Here is a 20,315-nt window from a genome sequence, read left to right as displayed (position 1 = left end):
AACGACAGGACGATAGAACACTAATGAGTAAAGGTCAAGATTTCTACAAATAATTCATAAGATTAGTAAAAGTAAGGTAATGTTTCTAGGATTGCAGCTTGGCAATAACTTTAGGGTCTAAACCTATATCCAAGTACCGTTTTTTTAGTGTACGATGACGGCTCGTTTTACAAAGGAGAAGGATGTAATATGTACAACGTTATGATTACCGGCGCTGGGAAAATCGGGAGTTTAATCGCCTGTTTGTTAGCAGACAGCGGTGATTATCAAATTCATTTGGCCGATTTGGAATTTTCTGGTACGGATGTAAGCCGTTTATTGCAGGCGATCCCTGACATAAAAACAGTCGCTTTGGACGTCAAGGATGAAGTAGCAACGCAAAATTACCTTGAAAAAAATAATATTATCGCAGTTATTTCAAGCCTTCCTTATTTCTTAAATACGCATGTCGCAAAAGCGGCAAAAGCAGCAAAAGCCCATTATTTTGATCTTACGGAAGATACTTCTGTAACGGAGGCAGTAAAAATTATTGCCGAAGGGGCAAATACGGCGTTTGTTCCTCAGTGTGGTTTAGCTCCTGGCTTTATTAGCATTGCGGCTAATAGCTTAATGAAAGAATTTGAAGAATGTCACCATGCTAAATTACGCGTCGGTGCTTTACCTCAACGCGCCAGTAATGCGCTACACTATTCTTTAACATGGTCTACGGATGGGGTTATCAATGAATATGGTAATCCCTGTTACGGTATCGAAACGGGTAAGCCTACTATTCTAAAGCCTCTAGAAGGTCTTGAGTCTATTCAGATTGATGGTTGTGAGTACGAAGCTTTCAACACTTCAGGTGGTTTGGGAAGTTTAGCTGAGCTTTATGAGGGTAAAATACAAAGTTTAAATTATAAAACAATGCGTTATCCTGGCCATTGCGAAAAAATGCGTTTACTAATGAATGATCTTAAACTCAATGAAGATCGTGATACATTGAAACGTATTTTAGAACGTGCTATCCCCAAAACCTATCAAGATATCGTTATTGTGTATGTCACCGTTGAGGGCATGAAGCAAGGTGAGCTTACTGAAAAAAGCTATGTGAAAAAAGTTTATCCGCAAGAAATTCGTGGGTTGGAGTGGTCAGCCATTCAAGTGAGTACAGCGTCTGGCGTTTGTGCGGTAGTCGATTTAGTATTGGGCCAGGCTAATGAATATCATGGCTTGGTACTACAGGAGAATTTCCGTTTGGCAGATGTATTGGCTAACCGCTTTGGCCAGCATTACGCTTAGGAGAAGTCAATGGAATTATTAAAACGTCTTAATATTGCTGAAGTTAATCCTGGCGCTTTTAGCGGTCAGGGGTGGCAGAGCGAGATTGGTTCAAGCCGCTTGCCTTCCTTTAATCCGGCAACAGGTAATAGGCTTGCGGAAGTAGCCACTTGCTCTATGAAAGATTATGAACAAGTGATTGAACGTGGTCAAAAAGCTGCACTAGCCTGGCGCGAAGTCCCTGCTCCACAAAGAGGAGAAATCATACGGCAACTAGGTCAGGCTTTGCGTGAACATAAAGATGCCTTAGGTAGCCTGGTTTCTTTGGAAATGGGCAAATCGAAGCAGGAAGGGGATGGCGAAGTGCAGGAGATGATAGATATTGCCGACTTCGCAGTAGGTCAATCCAGAATGCTCTATGGCAAGACAATGCATTCAGAGCGGCCCAAGCATCGCATGTATGAACAATGGCACCCTTATGGTATTGTTGGTGTAATTTCGGCGTTTAATTTTCCTGTTGCAGTTTGGGCCTGGAATGCCTTCATTGCAGCGATTTGTGGGAATGTGACGTTGTGGAAACCCTCCGCAAAAACACCGCTCTGTGCGATTGCTGTTCAGTATATCTGCAATAAAGTACTGCAGAAAAATAACTGTCCTGAAATTTTTGGGTTAATCATTCCAGAGTCCCATGATGTGGCCGACGCAATGGTCAATGATGCGCGTATCCCTTTGATCTCATTTACAGGCTCAACTGCTGTAGGAAGACAAGTTGCAGCTAATGTGGCTAAACGCCTTGGAAAAACCATTCTGGAACTTGGTGGTAATAATGCCATTATTCTTGACGAGTCAGCAGACCTAAATTTGGCCATTCCTGCCATTGTTTTTGGAGCGGTAGGTACGGCAGGACAACGCTGCACTTCAACACGTCGTTTGTTTGTTCATAAATCGATGTTTAGCGATGTTGTTAAGCGCTTACAGCATGCTTATGAGCAAGTGACTATCGGCGACCCGTTGGATAGTAAAAATTTAATGGGGCCATTGATAGATGAACAGGCGGTTAAACAGTTTAAGCAGGCTATTGCTCGAATTACCTCAGCAGGTGGACAAATTGTTTTTGGTGGCGAGGCGTTGAATAAGCCTGGTTCTTTCGTGCAACCCACCTTAGTTACTGATGTTGAAAATGATTGGGATATTGTGCAGGAAGAAACATTTGCACCTATTCTTTATGTAATGCCCTACAGCTCGATAGAAGAAGCCATTTCCTTACAAAATGGTGTTCCTCAAGGGCTTTCTTCTGCAATGTTTACACAAAATTTAAAGCATGCTGAAGCTTTTCTAAGTGCTTTAGGCAGTGATTGTGGTATTGCCAATATTAATATTGGGACTTCTGGTGCTGAAATTGGTGGTGCTTTTGGAGGCGAAAAAGATACTGGTGGAGGTCGAGAATCAGGATCTGATGCCTGGAAAGCTTATATGCGTCGTCAAACCAATACCATTAACTGGGGAGATGCATTGCCTTTAGCGCAAGGGATTCGCTTTAATATCTAGCAATTGACCTCAGGGAAATGACAGTAAGTGTTGGTGACGATGCTTTATCGTCATCTTGAGCGAAGCGAAAGATCTCCTGCAGCTAACTTCGAGGTTTAAATGAGGGATTCTTCGCTTTGCTCAGAATGACGGAGTCTTGCTTAGAATGATGAAAATTACTCAAATAGTAAGGTCCGTAGATGTGCTCATACGGACTGTGTTGAAGGCCTTTTAACATCAATTTTAAAGGTTTTGGATTAGGACTATTGCACTTATTACAAGTGCCCCACAAAAATAGAGGACAGGATCATGCACGAACCTTTTTTCATTAAGAAAGTCGCGGTTCTCGGTGCCGGTGTTATGGGGGCTCAAATTGCAGCCCATTGCGTGAACGCAGGGATTGAAACGTTATTGTTTGACTTGGCAGCCAAAGAGGGAAGCAGCAATGCTTTAGTGGACAAAGCAATTGCTCATTTAGGTAAATTGAAACCCTCACCAGTGGCGACTCCCCAAACAGCCGCGTTTTTGCAAGCTAGAAACTATCAGGATAATTTAAATGATTTAAATAGCTGTGATTTAATTATTGAAGCAATTGCCGAGCGTCTTGATTGGAAAGAAGAGTTATACCGCAACATTGCACCACATGTCAGTAAACATACTATTTTAGTAAGTAATACGTCAGGTTTAAGCATTAACACGCTTTGTGATGTATTGCCTCAAGCGTTGCGTGAGCAATTTTGTGGCGTTCACTTTTTTAATCCCCCACGCTATATGCATCTTGCCGAGTTAATCCCGGCGAACACGACCGATCCTAAATTGTTAGATCAGCTTGAAGCTTGGTTGACAAGTCGTCTTGGCAAAGGGGTTGTTCGCGCAAAAGATACGCCTAATTTTATTGCTAATCGGATTGGTGTTTTTTCACTATTAGCAACTTTACATCATGCCGAAGCAATGAATCTTGGTTTGGATGAAGTCGATGCACTTACGGGGACCTTATTGGGGCGGCCAAAATCTGCGACATTCAGGACAATGGATGTAGTCGGCTTGGACACCATGGCACATGTAGTAAATACCATGAAAGAGCAGTTGTCTGATGATCCCTGGCATGCTCATTTTAAACTCCCCGAATGGTTAACAGGTTTAATTAAGCAGGGACACTTAGGCCAGAAAACAGGTCAAGGGATCTATAGAAAGAATGGGAAGATAATTGAAGTATATGATTTGTCTTCACACTCATATCGTCCCGCCAAGGGGGAAGTTAGCGAAGAATTGAAAGCAATTATGAAAACGCCTGATGCAGCACAACGAATGCAGCATCTGATGTCTTCAAGCAATAAACAAGCACAATTTTTAATGGCTTGTTATCGTGATTTGTTTCATTATTGTGCTTATCATTTGGAAGAAATCGCTAATAGTGTTCGAGATGTTGATTTGGCTATTCGTTGGGGCTTTGGATGGCAGCAAGGGCCATTTGAAACTTGGCAAGCGGCAGGCCTTACTGCGATGTTAGAGCTCATCGAAAAAGCGAAAACTGCAAATGAAACATTAAGTCAAGCCAGATTACCGGATTGGCTTAAAAAGGTTAATGAATTTTATCAGGAAGAGGGTGCTTATTCGCCACAGCAGGGCAATTATGTCTCACGTAGCCAACTTCCCGTATACCAGCGTCAATTTTTCCCTGACAGGGTTTTAAAAGAGAAAAATTTTTACGCCCCGACAATATTTGAAAATGATGGTGTACGGTTATGGCTTCTTAAAGACGAGGTCGCTGTACTTACATTTAAAAGTAAAGCCAATACTATTGGCCAGGCGGTGCTTGATGGTATAGAGCAAGCACTGGATAAGGCAGAAAAAGAATATCAGGGATTGATTATTTATCAATCGGATGCCAGTAATTTTAGTTCAGGAGCAGATTTAAGAGGCGTGGCATCCCTAATCCAATCTAATAAGATGGATGCTTTAGAAGCAATGATAACGCAGTTTCAGCATGTGGCGATGCGCTTAAAATATTCCCCAATTCCCACGGTTGCCGCACTTCGTGGTCGAGCTTTGGGTGGCGGCTGCGAGTTAATGATGCATTGTAGTGCAGTTGTAGCTGCTTTTGAATCTTATCCAGGATTGGTTGAAGCTGGTGTTGGTTTAATCCCAGCCGGTGGTGGTTGTAAAGAAATGGCAATGCGGGCAGCCTGTAAGGCAGGAGATGCTGATTTGTTGCTGTTTTTACAATCTTATTTTCAACAAATTGCGACCGCTTTTGTGGCTGGTAGTGCGCCAGAAGCACGTCAAAAAGGCTATCTACGTCATAAAGATCATTGGGTAATGCATCCTAATGAAGTGCTCTATGCTGCTTTAGCCCAGGTGAAACTCATGCAAGCCATGAATTATCAACCTCCTCTTAAAACGCGTTTTAAAGTAGCAGGCCGTGAAGGCCATGCGCGCTTGCAAGCAGGGCTTGTTAATTGGCTAGAAGGTGGGTTCATTTCCCAACACGATTATTTCCTAGCGAATGAATTAGCCAATGTGTTGTGTGGCGGACAAGTGAATGAGGGGGAAATGGTGGATGAAGCATGGCTGCTCCACTTAGAGAAAAAAGCGTTTATGACCTTGGCAGGGACACCTTTGTCACAAGCTCGCATTAGCCATTTATTAGAAACCGGCAAGCCCTTGCGCAATTAAGGAGACTTAACAATGACAAATGTATATGTAGTTGATGTATTGCGTACTCCTGTTGGGAAAGCGCCAAGAGGTGTCTTCCGACATACACTGCCTGATGACTTATTGGCACATACGATTCGAACTTTAAAGAAGCGCAATCAATCTGTCGATTGGCAAGCTATTGGCGATATCGTTATTGGCTGTGCAATGCCTGAAGCGGAGCAGGGGATGAATGTGGCCCGTATCGCTTCATTACTGGCAGATATTCCTCAGTGTGTTCCAGCGATGACAATTAATCGTTTCTGCTCTTCCGGGGTGCAAAGCATTGTCACTGCGGCTGCCTCCATCAGTAATGGTGATATTTCCCTTGCTTTGGCTGGAGGCGTTGAAAGTATGTCAATGGTTCCCCTGGGAGGTAATAAATATACTGCAAACCCTGCCATTTTTAATGATGAACATGTTGCTATTGCCTACGGAATGGGAATTACTGCAGAAAATGTCGCCAAACGCTGGGAAGTTACGCGTGAACAACAAGATGAGTTTGCTGCTGAAAGCCATCGTCGCGCAGTGGCCGCGCAACAACGTGGTGATTTTAAAGAAGAAATAACACCAATGGAAATTACTGTCCGTCAGGCTGATTTAGCAACTTCTGAAGTACTCTGCAAAAAGAAACTAATTAGTGATGATGAGGGGCCTCGTGCGGATACTTCCTATGACGTTATTTCTCGCCTTAGGCCTGTATTTGCGGCAAAGGGGACAGTGACAGCAGGTAATAGTTCGCAAACAAGCGATGGGGCTGGTATTGCCTTATTGGCTAGTGAAGACGCGTTGAAACGATATGACTTACAACCTATGGGGCGCTTACGGGGTTATGCTGTAGCTGGTGTCGCCCCTGAAGTGATGGGTATAGGTCCTATTAATGCTGTGCCATTAGCGCTAAAGCGTGCAGGATTAACCCTGGATCAAATGGATTGGATTGAGCTTAATGAAGCATTTGCGGCTCAGGCTTTGGCCGTTATTAAAACGCTCGATCTCCCGGGTGATAAGGTTAATCCTCTAGGTGGTGCTATTGCCTTAGGCCATCCTCTTGGTGCAACCGGTACAATTCGTGCTGCAACATTATTACATGGCCTGCGCCGCACAAAAGGTAAATATGGAATGGTTACTATGTGCATAGGTACAGGAATGGGTGCTGCAGCCATATTCGAGGCGATTTAAACTACACTTAGTACTACCAAGGCATCTGATAGCACTTCAGATGTCTTGCCTGGGATATAAATCCCTTATGACAAGGAACCGTCATGGATGTCATGCTACTGGAAAAACCGGGTACCCCTTTAAGATCAACTACTGTAAAATGTCCTAAACCTCAGGCTGGGCAAATTTTAATAAAAGTAAAAGCCTGCGGCATTTGCCGTACTGACCTTCATGTTGTAGACGGTGAACTTCATCAACCCAAACTCCCGCTTATTCCCGGACACCAAATTGTTGGTGTAGTTGAAGAGTTAGGCAACTCTGTAAATCAATTTACCATTGGCCAACGTGTAGGGGTGCCATGGCTTGGTAGTAGTTGTGGCTATTGTGAGTTTTGCTTAAATGGGCGTGAAAATTTATGTGATTCTGCTCAATTTACCGGCTATCAAATTGACGGTGGCTTTGCAGAATATTGTGTTGCTAATGCACCATTCTGTTTCCCAATTCCTGAAGGTTATCCTGATGAACAAGCCGCCCCTTTGTTTTGCGCAGGCTTAATAGGGTATCGCGCCTTATTAAAAACGGGCACAGCAAAGCACATAGGTCTGTATGGTTTCGGTGCTGCAGCCCATATTTTAATTCAAGTTGCAAATTATCAACATCGCAGCGTGTATGCATTTACCAGCCCGGGTGATGAAGCTGCTCAGAATTTTGCTTACAAGCTTGGCGCTATCTGGGCAGGTGGTTCCGATGAAAAAGCGCCGCGTTTGCTTGATGCTGCTATTATTTTTGCTCCTGTGGGTGAATTGGTTCCGGTTGCTTTACAGGCAACAATGAAAGGTGGTGTAGTGGTTTGTGCCGGAATTCATATGAGTGATATTCCAACCTTTCCCTATGAAATTTTATGGGGAGAAAGGACGTTGTGTTCTGTTGCAAATTTAACACGAAAAGATGGAGAAGAGTTCCTGGCATTGGCCCCTAAAATCCCAATTAAAACGGAAGTTCATACCTATTCTTTGACACAAACTAACCAAGCACTCGATGATTTGCGGCACGGACGGTTTACGGGGGCTGCAGTTATTGTATTGAAGCAATAATTTCCAGAACAAGTTGTCCAATGTTGATTGGAATTGATGCCTATAGGGTATTGTAGTTTAGAAGATCACGGCATTGCTATAATGCAATTCAAATTTTGTCGTGGGCAAAGATTTTATTTTGTTAAAAATATGTTCTTAATATTCTCTTAATATTAAACGTGTAATTTGCTCTTTTTTATTACCAAGGAGAGAAAATATGCCCTTTAATATTGAATTAATGACAGATGACGTCGCTGTTAAAATCCAGGTGGTTAAAAAAGTAATTACTATTTATTTTAACGGCGAAAAAGAACTTGCCAGTCAAAAAAGAAATAACTGGGAACATCTGCATCAGCATTTTATAAATGATATGCCATACGTTGGCCCGGAAGAAGGAATCGGGTTAACTTCTGGGGTTTATCATCGAAAAAAGGAACATACAAATGTTCGAGAAAGTACTATTTATCATCTTCATATACCATTTTTAATTGAAGTTACCCCAGAGATTATGAAATGTTATCTTACTAAAATATTTGAGCAACAAGTCGTGCATAGTAAGGAGTATAAATTCTTCCAGAATATTCACGAGGTAAAAAATGTAGCTGAAACTTTCTTTCAGTATTACCAAAACTATAAAGGAAGTACTTTAGAAAAGGAGTATGAGGAGGAAACTACATTAACTCCTTCAGAACAAGAAGAACATAAAAAGGATATAAAAAAGGCACAGCAAAATACAAGGAACAACACTAATCAAACCTTATTTTTACTTGCATCACTACTTTCTTCTCAACATCCTATATTTAGACCAAGAGTGGTTGAACCAGTTGATGAGCCGAATTTTATCTATGAGGAAGAAAATACAAATTGTAATATTATGTAAGTTAAATAAGGGAAATATGGACGTGAGCCCTTATTAAGTTTCCTCCTTCTTATGTTTTGATGAAATTCACAGTTGGCTTCAAATAAACCCTCCCCTTATTTAAGGATTTTAATATGTGGGTATATTTGAAGCTACATTTAGTTTAACAATCCTCGAAGATGTGCTACCACGCAGGCACCTAAATCGTTTAAATAGTATCCTCCTTCTAGTGCAGAGAGCATGCGTCCCTTGCAGTGTGTGTCAGCGATTTTTTTAATCTTTTGTGTTATCCATCGATAGTCTTCTGTCCGTAGCTTCAAATTGGCCATGTCATCTTTATAGTACGCATCAAACCCTGCGGAAAAAAATATCATGTCTGGTGCAAATTGCTCAATTTTTTGCAACCAGAGCATTTCAACTTTTTCACGAAATAATTCTCCGGTAGTTCCAGCAGGAAGTGGAATGTTAAGAATATGTTCGCTGTGTGTGGTGGAACCACTGTAAGGATAAAACGGATGCTGAAATGTAGAACAATACAATACTCGGGGCTCTTTTTGAAAAATGTCTTCAGTACCATTGCCATGATGGACGTCAAAGTCAATAATGGCAATACGGTTTAGGTTAAACCTCTCTAAAGCATGCGCGACACCAATAGCAATATTATTAAATAGACAAAATCCCATCGCTTTATTATGTTCAGCATGATGCCCAGGAGGACGAACATTACAAAAAACGGTATTTACTTCTTGATTCATGATTAATTCCACACCGTAAATAACAGCGCCTGCTGCCCGCAATGCGGCAGTAAGCGAGTGAGGATTCATCATCACGTCAGGATCCAGAGAAACCATTCCTTCCACCGGGGACATCCTAAAGACATAATCTACATAATCCTGGTCATGAACGCGCAATAGATGTTCAGGTTCAGCCAAAGGTGCCTGATAATAACGCAACTGATTGGTTAAATCAGAATGGGATACAGCGTCTTCAATTACTTTAAGCCTGGCTGGTTGTTCAGGATGAAAAGCCCCCATCTGATGAAGTAAACAATCCTGATGTGAAATAAATCCTATTGTCATTGCTCATTCCTTTAATCATTTACTTATATTAATTGTAGCTCTGGCAGAGGGCACACACTTTATTTTGAGTCTTTATCAGATTGTACTGAAAAACCCATGCTGGTTGTGGGTATTTCGGTTTTATTTTTTAAGATTTAAATTTTACAACTTAAGCTGCTGCTTATGCGATTTTAACCTACGCTAAGAATTTATCCCTAGTCAGTATTCTTGTAAATTTTACTCCAAAACTTTCTACCGTATTTGGCTTTGTTGCCTGGATATTCTACGCTTTTAATAAGAGTATAACTTGGGGGTCAGCATGCGGAGTAAGTTTTTTATTGCCGCTGTTCTTTTTGCCAACTCAGTTTTTGCCGATGTAATTGTTGGTTTTTCCGCTTATGAAAATGGTGATTATGCTACGGCTTATTCCCATCTAGTCCAAGCTGCGAATGAAGGTAATGAAGAAGCGATGTACTTGATTGGGCGCATGTATCAATATGGCCTCGGAGTAATTAAGGATGATACAAAAGCCAAAGAATGGTATGAGAAATCAGCGAAAAAAAATAATGCACTGGCTCAACTTAGTTTGGGCTTCCTTTATGATAATGGACAGGGGGTCAAAAGAGATTTTCAGCAAGCTTTTCATTGGTATATGAAAGCTGCGGAGCAAGGTAATCCAATAGCCCAACGTAATATTGGTTTAATGTACGCCGTGGGGGATGGTGTTGAAGCGAATGAAACAAAAGCATTTGACTGGTTTAAAAAATCTGCTGAGCAGGGTTATGCACGCGCCCAAGTGAACCTGGGTTATCAGTACATGATGGGACAAGGTGCCCCGAAAGATGTAGAAAAAGCCTTGTACTGGTATGAAAAGGCGGCTGAACAAGGGGATGCTAAAGGACAGTATAGTCTTGGTCTTTTATACACAGGTAAATATGGCATTGCCCAAGATCAGCGGGCTGCTGCTTATTGGTTTTCTAGTGCTGCCAATCAAGGACATAAAAATGCACAGGCTCATTTAGCCTATCAATATTTGAAAGGATTAGGTGTGGAGCAAGATTCTGAAAAAGCGGCTTATTGGTATCATGCCTCTGCGGAACAGGGCAATGCTCAAGCCCAGGCCGAATTGGGACAACTTTTATTGAGTGGCACAGGTATTGATAAGGACTATCAGCAAGCAGCTTATTGGTTTAGCAAAGCAGCGAACCAAGGCAATACCATGGCTCAAGGGAAGCTTGGTTATCTCTACCTGGCAGGATTGGGCGTAAATAAAGATCTTAGCAAGGCCTACGCCTGGTTAAAGCTCGCGGCTTCTAATAAAAATGAACAGGCAGCAAAAGAACTTTCCCGTTTGGAGCCCACCCTGTCTCCACAAGAGAAACAAATGGGCGATCAACTCTTTCAGCAAATGCAAAAGAAAAATTGACGGATTGTTCTCAGAATGTATCGAATCCGCTGTATTCCTTCCAGGCCAGATCTTCTCGGCTATAACTGGTAATCTCAGCGAGAGGCGGCCCATTTTTTAACCAGTGCTCAAATTTTTCAAGCTGTTTTTGATCACCACAAGCAAGAATTTCGACCCGCCCATCGGCCAAATTTCGTGCCCAGCCATTAATTCCTAGCTTTTTTGCCTCTTCCTGGGCTGAGGCTCGAAACCAGACTCCCTGCACTTTTCCTGAAATATAACAGTGCATGCACAGCTGTTTACTCATGGTTCCCTCCACGTTTGAAATGACCGGAATATCTTAGCTTAAAGTTTTATACTGAGTTAATCAAAAACCAGAATAACTTTGTCCACCTGTAGGGGATGTATTGTAGTTTTCTTCTGGGCTATCTGCCTGTTCTTCTTCCTCTTCTTTTGTGGACCATAATCGACACCAAAGATTTTCTAAAGAGGAACTTCTCTTCATGTTATTGTTATCGCTATTATTAGCAAACATTCTTGCAAAGTCTAATGTGGATAAATCCATGCTTTCAACGTCATGTTGCAGACTACCTGGCTTTTGACGATCCCAGTACACCAAATCCTTTTCAATAGATTCTAATGATTGTGCACTGATCAAAGGATTTTCTTCAGCGATTCGATGGCCGCTCTTGTTCATAGGTACGACTTGTTCTAATTCACTACTAATGTCAGAAAAAGGCTGATCAGGATATTTCTTTAGTAAATAAAATTTAACGCATTTTAAAAGTTTTTCGTAAGGAATTGAACTTAATTTAGGTGCTGTATTGTTTTGATAAACCCAATAATAAATTCGATCAGGTTTCTCTGAGTTTACTTCACGAGACAATCCATAATAATGAAAAATAGCAAAATTACAGGCATTATATTTTTTTAATTCATTCCCTGTTGTAGATGTATGAAGGTAAGCAAATAAAAGATGTAGAAAGCGATGTGGAAAAGCGGCTTCTGTTTCTATCGGTGGGCGTTTAACCACTGTTAAGCCAATTTCCTCTAGCGCTGCTATTAGGTCTCTAAAAGAAAGCCGTTCTGCAGTGGCATAAGTATCTGGCACACGATTGCCCATATTTTGAGCAATGACGTTTAAAGAGGTTGCTATTTTTTTCGAACCGTCATTTGCTTCAGACTTGTTTTCAAACAAAGGCATCTGATGCTGCATCACTCTTTGTAAGCGATAAGCATACCTTATGCCTTCAGGGGTACAATATTCAATACTAATACAGCCTGCTACTGAGCCAGATGATCGAATGATGCACTCCCCTTTATTTAGGGGAAGCTTTTCTGTGTTTAATACACCGGGATGAAAATTCTTATCTTGTTGATATGGGAATTGCTGTAACTCATCTACTAAAGAGGTAAAGACTTCTTGTCTATTTAATCCTGCCTGATTAGATGAATAGGTAAATTTTGAATAAGGCATTATTATCTTCCCATAGATTGATAAAAAAGAGAGGTTACTATCTTTTTTTAAAATGGTCAATAATGAGCCTATGTGATTTTACAAAGAACAACCACGGGTAATTCAATAATAACTTCACTCATCACTAAAGTATTCTCCCTACAATCATTATGTTACTCGATTTCAATTCGTTGATCTCTGCACAGGACAAATTTTTTATGAAGTCGTCGCGAAAAAGTGAAGCCAATCGAGAACAGATTTTTGTTTAGATAGCACTAGATTGCTTCGCTAGCGCTCGCAAAGACGTGATTCTAAATTTTTGTCTCGCACAGAGTTTTGTAGAGGAAAGGTTTTTTATAGAATCATTGCGAAAAAGTGAAGCAATCCAGAACAGGTTTTTGTGCAAAAATAGTACTAGATTGCTCGCTAGGGCTTACAAAGACGCGATTCTAGAATTTTTGTTTCGTACAAGCTAGTAATTTTTTGAGTTTAACGTTAATTTCATGCTAAATACCCTCAGGTCGTGTAGGTAGGTTAGTCTAATAGTAGGGATATTAAGTTGATTGAATAGTAATCAATCAAGTATAATGCACCATTTGAGCCTATAAATTTTTATGAAATATTTTGCCTTACTGTTATTTTTAGTATGTCATGTCCTTTATGCACAGACTTGTACTGTGAAACTGGGTGATAATACAAAAGTTAATATTATTAAACAGCCTGGCCATGGGAAAACACTTGTTCATTTGCACGAGAATGAGGTTACCGCTTTGCAAGCAGCAAAGATATATGTAAAACACCATGGAGGGACGTTAATCACTTTAAAACATTCAGGAAATCGTAATATTGTTTTCTATTTGCATGGTACGCGCTATGAATTCGATCCTAATCGTATTTTTACGAATAAAGGAATTACAAAAACTCTAAAACAGTTCGGCTCCTATTCACGCGAGGCTCATCATGAGGTTAGAAAGCTTGCGAGAGAGATTATATGTTCTATTCCCCCAGGAAAAGTGATTGCTGTTCATAATAATCGAGGGTACTCAATAAAAGAATATTTTCCTCATCATTCGCTAGCGACAGATGCAAAGGCTTTAAATTATATTCCTCAATCAAGCTATCGTAATTTTTACTTTGTAACTCAGCGTCGTGATTTTAGTCGATTAAAAAATCTGCAGTTTAATGTTGCTTTGCAGGCTAATAGAGCAACGGATGATGGTTCTTTATCTTATTATTTAGGAAATAAAATCTATATCAATATTGAGGCTGCTTATGGAGCCTTAAAAGAGCAGTTAAAAATGATTGATGATGCTTAAATAAAGCAACAAATCTTATTCCTACATACTACGGTTTATCCCTGAGAGATAGTTGCAAAACAAATAGAGTAATTGGTTGTTTAGTAAGATATTTTTATAGACTGCCGATGTACCGCACTTTATGCGCAGTATAGAATAGGGTATTTAATAAAATCAATTACCTGCTATTTACGTCATTGGATCCTGCTCCGCACAGGACAAAAATTTAGGATCGCGTCGTTGCGAGCGCCAGCGAAGCAATCCAGTACGATCTTTAAACAAAAATTTGTTCTGGATTGCTTCACTTTGTTCGCAACGACGACATATAAAATTTTGTCCTGTGCAAAGGTGCCTCAGGTTTTTATTTTTCGACTTAGGGCGAATTTAAACTTTCTCGTATTACACTGACTGTTATATTCCCTTTTTTATCTTTGCTTCGCTTAAGTACGGTATAGACTGTTAAATTTAGTTCCTGATTTGAAACAAAAGCAATGCTAAGAAAATATTGGCTTTCAATCGTTACTTGTTCACTACGAATATTCAATTTTTGCAAGATAGGGCCAAGACGTTTAGTATCTTGAAAGCCTGTATCGCCACGCGCTTCAATTAATTCATTAACTTGTGATGGATTTAAGCCATTCCCTAGACTTGCCAAAACTTCTGGAGAGGTTGTGTTAATATTTATTGGCGTTACTTCTGGAAGTACCGTTAGAAAGTTCGCTAACGTCATATAAAGTTGTGCATTTACATCTTTTATCAGCCGGAATTCAGATAAATGTTGCAGCAATTGTTGGGCAGGATAATGAGGTGGTTTTTGATGCAAATAATAGTTTAGAAACTCATCCTGGCCTCTTCCGGGTTGATAGGGGGTTATCCAGTTGTAAATGGCTAATACCAGTTGTCCTCTTTGCGCTGGATTAAGTTTGGTGGGAGTTTTCTCTAATAATTTTAGGAACGTAGAGGCATATTTTTTATCGGTTAAATTGTTTAAATTAAAGCGTGATTGCAAATCATATAGACTCCCTTTTATTATTAGCTCCGGATAAATTGTTTGTAATTTTCGAGGAAACTCAAGAATTTTTCCTGCGCTGTCACTACTTGTATAGTTTTTTTTCATACTCAATTGATTCAACGACCAGAAAGAAACTGCCTGAGAAGCCAAGTAAAGTTTATCACTAAGTATGCCTAGACGAACTCGGTTAATATCCAGCTGCAGGCGAGAGCTCATCGCTGTGGCAGCAATGGCAACCATGGTCATGATAAATAATGCCGAGATGAGGGCACTTCCAGTTTGTTTCGATTTATTGCTCAGCATACAAAGCCTCAGGAATAATAAAAAGTAAACTGATTTTGTCCCAATCCCTTAGTGTCAGATTAATTTGAATTGCCTTGGGCAATGGCTCTGTCTTTTGATTTTGGCGAACGGCATTTTCACGCCATTCGGGTAGAACCTGTAAATTATGATTGAGATAGGCAAATCGGCATGCAGTAAGATTATCTAGAACAATTCTGTCTTCATATCTATCTCTATTGGTGGTATCAAGTGTTGGCCAAATACGGCGTATAAGCTGATTATTTTTGCAAACATAAGCAAGACGCTGCAGGTTGCTTCTCTTTTCAAGACTATGAGGGTTTTCAAGACCAAGCCTTGTTAGTTCAAAATAGGCAGGTTGACCAATAAAAGCGGGGAAAAAATGCATTTCATTGCCAAAAACTGCACGAGGAATTGCTTGTGTAATATCTCTTTCTAGCAAAAGTAAAGCGAGTTGCACTGTATTAAGTCGATCAGCCTGTTGGTTTACTCTTGCCCTGGTATTGAAAGCATAATACATCACAGAAGAAGTCACTGTTGCCAAAATGGCAAATACTGCCAGAGCGATCAAAATTTCAATTAAGGTAAACCCTGATTTTTTATTCATGGTGGTACCGGAAGGCTATCAAAGGGTTGGTGAAAGGACCAGCCTGGTTTTTACTAACGGTTATTGTAATTTGTTGCACTGATTTTATGGCAGTTGCGCCACTTTTAACACGAAAGTACCACCGTTGTCCTAACATCGTGGTTGATTCAGTAATTTCCTGGCTTGATGTGGGATTTAATAATCCTAATTGCACCATGGATACCCCTTGCATGGCTACCCAGTGGCTAATTGATTTTTCTTGAATTCGTTGCGTATTGCCTACATTTTGCGCCGTGGCCTTAAGAAGGGCAGTGAGCGCAATGGCGATAATTGCCAGAGCCAAGAGCACTTCAATTAATGTAAATCCTTTTTCATTAAACGATGAGGATAACTGCTTCATGATACTTCAGGAAATACGAAAGCAATCTGTCCGTTATGATTGCCTACCAAAGTAACCATATTAGGCTTCTGGATAGTGCCGAAATATAAAGTAAATGCTGTCATATCACCTGATGCATTGACAATAATATCGGGATATTTACGGTTGCTTTTAGGGGATTGAAATTTCACAACAAGATTATCCGGAAAGATTTGAGGTTTAAATATCGATTTTGCAGACATGGGTTTCCAGCTTTCTTGTTCATAACGAAAGGTTTGATAGCTATTTTGATTGATAGTGAGGCCAAAAGGTTTCATTTCAATTATGGCGCGATGCTGCAAAAGTTTAAGATAATTGGTAAATTGCTCTGCTGTTATCATGACTCGTCGCGAAGCACCAAAATCGCCAAAAGCTAATAATGCAAAGCCAAGGGTGATGCCGATGATGACCAACACCACCAGGATTTCAATCAGGGTAAATCCCTTAGCGCGCATTCCAGTTACCTATTTCGGCATTAATGCCTGTTCCACCGGGTTGGCCATCTGCACCAAGCGTAAAAACGTCAACCTCACTGTGTTCGCCTGGATTCAGATAAAGGTAATCACGGCCCCAAGGATCTTTGGGCAAGGAATGTAAATATTGTTTCCAGTCTCGTGGTACAGGATTGGAGGTGGGTTTTTCAACCAGGGCAATCAATCCTTGGTCAGTGCTTGGATAAATGCCATTATCTAATTTATAAAGGTCAAGCGCGTTTTGAATCGCCAAAACGTCTTGTTTTGCCTTAACAACTCTCGCTTCGTCAGGACGGCTAATAATTTTAGGTACAACAATCGAGGCAAGAATACCAAGAATCACTACAACCACCATGATTTCAATTAATGAAAAACCACTTTCTTTACTCATTCAAAAACTCCTGCTATTTACTAAATTAAACTAAGTAACTAATTGCTCCATCGAAAAGATAGGTAATAAAGTTGCTAGCACTATAAAAAGGACAACAGCCCCCATCAATAAAATGACTAATGGCTCTAACAGCGTTAATGCGGTGTCAATGAGTCGTTTCACTTCATTATCCAGGTGCGATGCCGCACGCTCCATCATTGTCGCAATCTGTCCGCTTTTTTCACCGCTAGCTATTAAATGAATCGCCATTGGATTTAAAAAACCAGTTTCTTTAAGAGCCTGACTTATAGCTGTCCCTTCCCGTACACGAATAGTTGCCTGATCAAACGCATTGCGCATTACAAGATTGGTGACTAAGCTTGATGAAACACGCATGGTTTCAAGTACACTTACTCCTGCGGCAAACAAGATGCCAAAGGTGTGGATATAACGGGCTACATTCACCGATCTAACCAAATAGGACGTTACTGGTAATCTTAACAAAAGCTTGTGCCAACCCGTGCGAATATTAGTATTTGCAAGACTTTTTTTGAAAACAATTAAAAATAAAACGAACAATAATAACACAATTAGACCATAGGATTTAAGAAAATTACTAATAGTAATTAAAACCTGGGTCATGCCGGGTAGTGATTGGCCACTACTGGTGAAAACTTCAATGATCTTAGGAACAACAAAGGCAAGTAAGAAGCTAATAATCGCAGTGGATACAAGTATCATCAAAGAGGGGTAAATAAGGGCTTGTTGAATTTTTTGACGTGTTTCCTGTTGATTTTCCGTATAGTCTGCAAGCTTTTCCAATACTAAATCCAATCGTCCTGTTTGTTCTCCTGCGCCTACAGTTGCACGATATAATTCGGGAAAGGCATTAGGGAACTCACCCATCGCTTGTGCTAAGGCATATCCTTCCACAACTTTCGCACGAACGCCTATAATTAATTCACGTACTTTATCTTTTTCAGTTTGTTCACTTACCCCTCGCAGGGATTCTTCAACAGGAATACCTGCAGCAAGTAATGTAGCTAATTGACGAGTGAAGAGTGCAAGATCCTGTGAGGATAATTTATCTTTTCGGCGAGTCAGCTGTTGTTTAGCTAAAGTACGAATTTGGGTGGGAATCATACCTCGTTCACGCAAGAGTTGACGTGCATGACGTTCAGAATCTGCTTCGATAACGCCTTTTGTGGTATTTCCTGTTTTACTTAGCGCTTGATAATGATAGGCGCCCATAGGTTGGTTAATAAAATAGTTGAAGATATAACAGTTTAATCTATTGGGTTTAGTAAGTCACTTAGGGTAGACTAGCTGTGGCCAATCTAGGAGGAAAGAATGAGTAAAGATAGACTACTTGCGGCAATAAAAGAACATGATGCAAAATTTATTGACTTGCGATTTACCGATACTCGAGGAAAGGAGCAACATATAACCCTTCCGGAGTCCGCAGTTGATGATGATTTTATTGAAAATGGAAAGATGATAGATGGGTCGTCAATTAAAGGTTGGCAAAAAATTCATCAGTCAGATCTGGCGCTAATTCCAGATCTAGAGACAATTCTGCCTGATCCTTTTTATCAGGATAGTACATTAATTATTCGTTGTAATGTGGTTGATCCTCAAACCATGTTAGGGTATGACAGAGATCCCCGCTCCATCGCAAAACGTGCTGAAGCCTATTTGCAATCTACTGGAATTGCGGACAAAGCCTATTTCGGTCCTGAACCTGAGTTTTTCCTGTTTGACAGTGTAAGGTGGGGCAATAACATTCGGGGTTCTTTTTATGAAATAGATTCTGATGAAGGCCAATGGAATTCGGAAAAAGTATTTGAAGGCGGAAATATTGGCCACAGACCAAGTGTTAAAGGCGGGTATTTTCCAGTCCCACCGGTAGACTCATCACAAGATATCCGCTCTGCCATTTGTTTAACGCTTGAGTCATTGGGGATGGTTGTAGAAGCACACCATCACGAAGTCGCTACCGCTAATCAATGTGAAGTAGCAACACGTTTTAATACCTTAATGAAAAAGGCAGATGAGCTGCAGTTACTGAAATACGTTATTCATAATGTAGCTCATAATTACGGAAAAACGGCTACCTTTATGCCCAAGCCTTTAGTAGGCGATAATGGGAATGGTATGCATTGCCATCAATCTTTAATAAAAGATGGTGTGAATTTGTTTGCTGGAGACCAGTACGCGGGGTTATCTGAAACAGCCCTTTATTATATTGGTGGTATTATCAAGCATGCCCGTGCATTGAATGCATTAACTAATCCTGCTACCAACAGCTACAAACGCCTGGTTCCTGGTTTTGAAGCGCCTGTACTGTTAGCTTATTCAGCGCGTAATCGCTCAGCGGCTATTCGTATTCCACATGTAAGCAATCCAAATGCCCGTCGCATTGAAGTACGTTTTCCTGATCCGATGGCTAATCCTTACCTTGCTTTTGCGGCAATGATGATGGCAGGGTTGGATGGTATACAGAAGAAGATTCATCCTGGCCAACCGATGGATAAAGATTTATATGATTTACCACCGGAAGAGTTAATTGATATACCCACTGTATGTAGCTCTCTGGAGCAAGCGGTCTATCATCTACAAGAAGATCAGGATTTCTTACTGCAAGGTGATGTATTTAGCAAAGATTTTATCAAGAGTTATGTTGAACTTCGTGAAGCAGAAGTCTCAATGCTTAGAAGTATGGTTCATCCGCTTGAGTTTGAATGGTACTACAGTCTCTAAACAGTAAGCTGTGTATCATTGTTCTATTGACTCTGGCTGTTAATCCTCTGTTTGCTGAAATTTACCAGTGGGTTGATAGCCAGGGTGTTATTCATTTTAGCGATTTGTCTCACGAAGGTGCTATAAAACTTGAGTTATCATCAGTTTCCTATCCGTCTTCATCTCCTAAAGTTGAACAACAGAAGGAGCTTCGCTTCCCCCCAATATCAAAACCCACCGAAATAGCAATTGTGCAGCCTGAACATGAGGCAACCATTCGTAATAATTTGGGGGAATTGATAGTGATTGCAAAAATAAATCAGCCATTGCAAACAAAAGAAACCCTTGTATTATTTTGTGATGGAAAAATAATAAAAAAAACTCGGACAAAATCGACATTTATCCTAAAAGGAATTGACCGCGGAGCTCATGAACTTGTCCTTAAAATTCTAGATGAACAGGGCAAAGTGCTCTCAACAAGCAAAGCAATTGTTTTTTTCATGCACAAGGCATTTCGTAAAAAAGTACTATATTAAGCTTACGTACCGCGACTTGTTCGCGGTATCCAAAATTTAGAGCCCAGAAGTGGATCTCGGATACTGCGGACAAGCAGCGCGTAGGTAGAAAAAACGTAT

Annotated in this window: 19 protein-coding genes; 10 read left to right on the top strand and 9 right to left on the bottom strand. The window is 40.6% G+C overall.

Annotated elements, in window-relative coordinates; all coding sequences use genetic code 11:
• The first annotated feature begins 189 nt into the window (after positions 1-189).
• The 6 genes from Ljam_RS04315 to Ljam_RS04290 all read left to right on the top strand — a co-directional run bounded on the left by Ljam_RS04315 (position 190) and on the right by Ljam_RS04290 (position 8,589).
• The gene (locus tag Ljam_RS04315; RefSeq protein WP_058448896.1) at positions 190-1,278 is read left to right on the top strand and encodes a saccharopine dehydrogenase family protein; all 1,089 of its coding nucleotides are present in this window, start codon (positions 190-192) and stop codon (positions 1,276-1,278) included.
• Between the two features lie 9 nt (positions 1,279-1,287).
• Positions 1,288-2,805 (top strand): L-piperidine-6-carboxylate dehydrogenase, encoded by a 1,518-nt coding sequence (gene amaB, locus Ljam_RS04310; RefSeq protein WP_058448895.1) that lies wholly within the window; start codon positions 1,288-1,290, stop codon positions 2,803-2,805.
• 288 nt (positions 2,806-3,093) lie between these two features.
• Positions 3,094-5,460: a 3-hydroxyacyl-CoA dehydrogenase/enoyl-CoA hydratase family protein gene (locus tag Ljam_RS04305; protein ID WP_058448894.1), complete on the top strand. Its 2,367-nt coding sequence runs from the start codon at positions 3,094-3,096 to the stop codon at positions 5,458-5,460.
• A gap of 12 nt (positions 5,461-5,472) precedes the next feature.
• Entirely contained in the window at positions 5,473-6,657 is a 1,185-nt protein-coding gene (locus Ljam_RS04300) for an acetyl-CoA C-acyltransferase (RefSeq protein ID WP_058448893.1), read from the top strand.
• An 83-nt stretch (positions 6,658-6,740) separates the two neighbouring features.
• Positions 6,741-7,730, top strand: a complete 990-nt coding sequence (locus Ljam_RS04295) for a zinc-dependent alcohol dehydrogenase family protein (protein WP_058448892.1) — start codon at positions 6,741-6,743, stop codon at positions 7,728-7,730.
• A gap of 196 nt (positions 7,731-7,926) precedes the next feature.
• Positions 7,927-8,589 carry a hypothetical protein gene (locus tag Ljam_RS04290; RefSeq protein ID WP_058448891.1) on the top strand — a complete coding sequence of 221 codons (663 nt, stop codon included), beginning with the start codon at positions 7,927-7,929 and terminating at the stop codon, positions 8,587-8,589.
• 137 nt (positions 8,590-8,726) lie between these two features.
• Here the strand turns inward: Ljam_RS04290 and Ljam_RS04285 are convergent, their stop codons facing one another.
• Positions 8,727-9,647 carry a histone deacetylase family protein gene (locus tag Ljam_RS04285; protein WP_058448890.1) on the bottom strand — a complete coding sequence of 307 codons (921 nt, stop codon included), beginning with the start codon at positions 9,645-9,647 and terminating at the stop codon, positions 8,727-8,729.
• A 298-nt stretch (positions 9,648-9,945) separates the two neighbouring features.
• Between Ljam_RS04285 and Ljam_RS04280 the strand changes: the two genes are divergently transcribed.
• Positions 9,946-11,052 carry a tetratricopeptide repeat protein gene (locus tag Ljam_RS04280; protein ID WP_058448889.1) on the top strand — a complete coding sequence of 369 codons (1,107 nt, stop codon included), beginning with the start codon at positions 9,946-9,948 and terminating at the stop codon, positions 11,050-11,052.
• 10 nt (positions 11,053-11,062) lie between these two features.
• Here Ljam_RS04280 and Ljam_RS04275 read toward each other — a convergent pair whose 3' ends face one another.
• Both Ljam_RS04275 and Ljam_RS04270 read right to left on the bottom strand, forming a co-directional pair.
• Positions 11,063-11,338 (bottom strand): acylphosphatase, encoded by a 276-nt coding sequence (locus tag Ljam_RS04275; RefSeq protein ID WP_058448888.1) that lies wholly within the window; start codon positions 11,336-11,338, stop codon positions 11,063-11,065.
• A gap of 60 nt (positions 11,339-11,398) precedes the next feature.
• Positions 11,399-12,568 carry a hypothetical protein gene (locus Ljam_RS04270; protein ID WP_131762348.1) on the bottom strand — a complete coding sequence of 390 codons (1,170 nt, stop codon included), beginning with the start codon at positions 12,566-12,568 and terminating at the stop codon, positions 11,399-11,401.
• A gap of 533 nt (positions 12,569-13,101) precedes the next feature.
• Between Ljam_RS04270 and Ljam_RS04265 the strand changes: the two genes are divergently transcribed.
• A complete protein-coding gene (locus tag Ljam_RS04265) occupies positions 13,102-13,803 on the top strand; it encodes a Cof-type HAD-IIB family hydrolase (RefSeq protein ID WP_058448886.1) in 702 nt (233 codons plus the stop codon).
• A 352-nt stretch (positions 13,804-14,155) separates the two neighbouring features.
• Here the strand turns inward: Ljam_RS04265 and gspK are convergent, their stop codons facing one another.
• Genes gspK through lspF form a run of 6 tightly spaced genes read right to left on the bottom strand, consistent with a single transcriptional unit; the run spans position 14,156 to position 18,192 of the window.
• Positions 14,156-15,097, bottom strand: coding sequence for a type II secretion system minor pseudopilin GspK (gspK, locus tag Ljam_RS04260; RefSeq protein WP_058448885.1), 942 nt, complete (start codon positions 15,095-15,097; stop codon positions 14,156-14,158).
• Positions 15,084-15,701: a GspJ family T2SS minor pseudopilin variant LspJ gene (gene lspJ, locus Ljam_RS04255; RefSeq protein ID WP_058448884.1), complete on the bottom strand. Its 618-nt coding sequence runs from the start codon at positions 15,699-15,701 to the stop codon at positions 15,084-15,086. The genes gspK and lspJ overlap by 14 nt, the downstream gene beginning before the upstream one ends.
• Entirely contained in the window at positions 15,694-16,080 is a 387-nt protein-coding gene (gspI, locus tag Ljam_RS04250) for a type II secretion system minor pseudopilin GspI (RefSeq protein ID WP_058448883.1), read from the bottom strand. The genes lspJ and gspI overlap by 8 nt, the downstream gene beginning before the upstream one ends.
• Positions 16,077-16,553, bottom strand: coding sequence for a type II secretion system minor pseudopilin GspH (gene gspH, locus Ljam_RS04245; RefSeq protein ID WP_058448882.1), 477 nt, complete (start codon positions 16,551-16,553; stop codon positions 16,077-16,079). Before gspH ends, gspI begins: the two co-directional genes overlap by 4 nt.
• Entirely contained in the window at positions 16,543-16,962 is a 420-nt protein-coding gene (gene lspG, locus Ljam_RS04240; protein ID WP_058448881.1) for a GspG family T2SS major pseudopilin variant LspG, read from the bottom strand. The genes gspH and lspG overlap by 11 nt, the downstream gene beginning before the upstream one ends.
• Before the next feature lie 30 nt (positions 16,963-16,992).
• Positions 16,993-18,192 (bottom strand): GspF family T2SS innner membrane protein variant LspF, encoded by a 1,200-nt coding sequence (gene lspF / locus Ljam_RS04235; RefSeq protein WP_058448880.1) that lies wholly within the window; start codon positions 18,190-18,192, stop codon positions 16,993-16,995.
• 99 nt (positions 18,193-18,291) lie between these two features.
• On the opposite strand from lspF, the gene glnA reads away from it, so the two are divergent.
• A complete protein-coding gene (glnA, locus tag Ljam_RS04230; RefSeq protein ID WP_058448879.1) occupies positions 18,292-19,701 on the top strand; it encodes a glutamate--ammonia ligase in 1,410 nt (469 codons plus the stop codon).
• On the top strand, positions 19,683-20,216 hold the full coding sequence (locus tag Ljam_RS04225) for a DUF4124 domain-containing protein (RefSeq protein WP_058448878.1): 534 nt from the start codon (positions 19,683-19,685) through the stop codon (positions 20,214-20,216). The genes glnA and Ljam_RS04225 overlap by 19 nt, the downstream gene beginning before the upstream one ends.
• Positions 20,217-20,315 lie beyond the last annotated feature (99 nt).

Origin of the sequence: Legionella jamestowniensis, from assembly GCF_001467745.1 — a bacterium.
GTDB lineage: Bacteria > Pseudomonadota > Gammaproteobacteria > Legionellales > Legionellaceae > Tatlockia > Tatlockia jamestowniensis.
The sequence above is the reverse complement of the archived record's forward strand: the minus strand, read 5'-3'. Positions and strand labels throughout refer to the sequence as shown.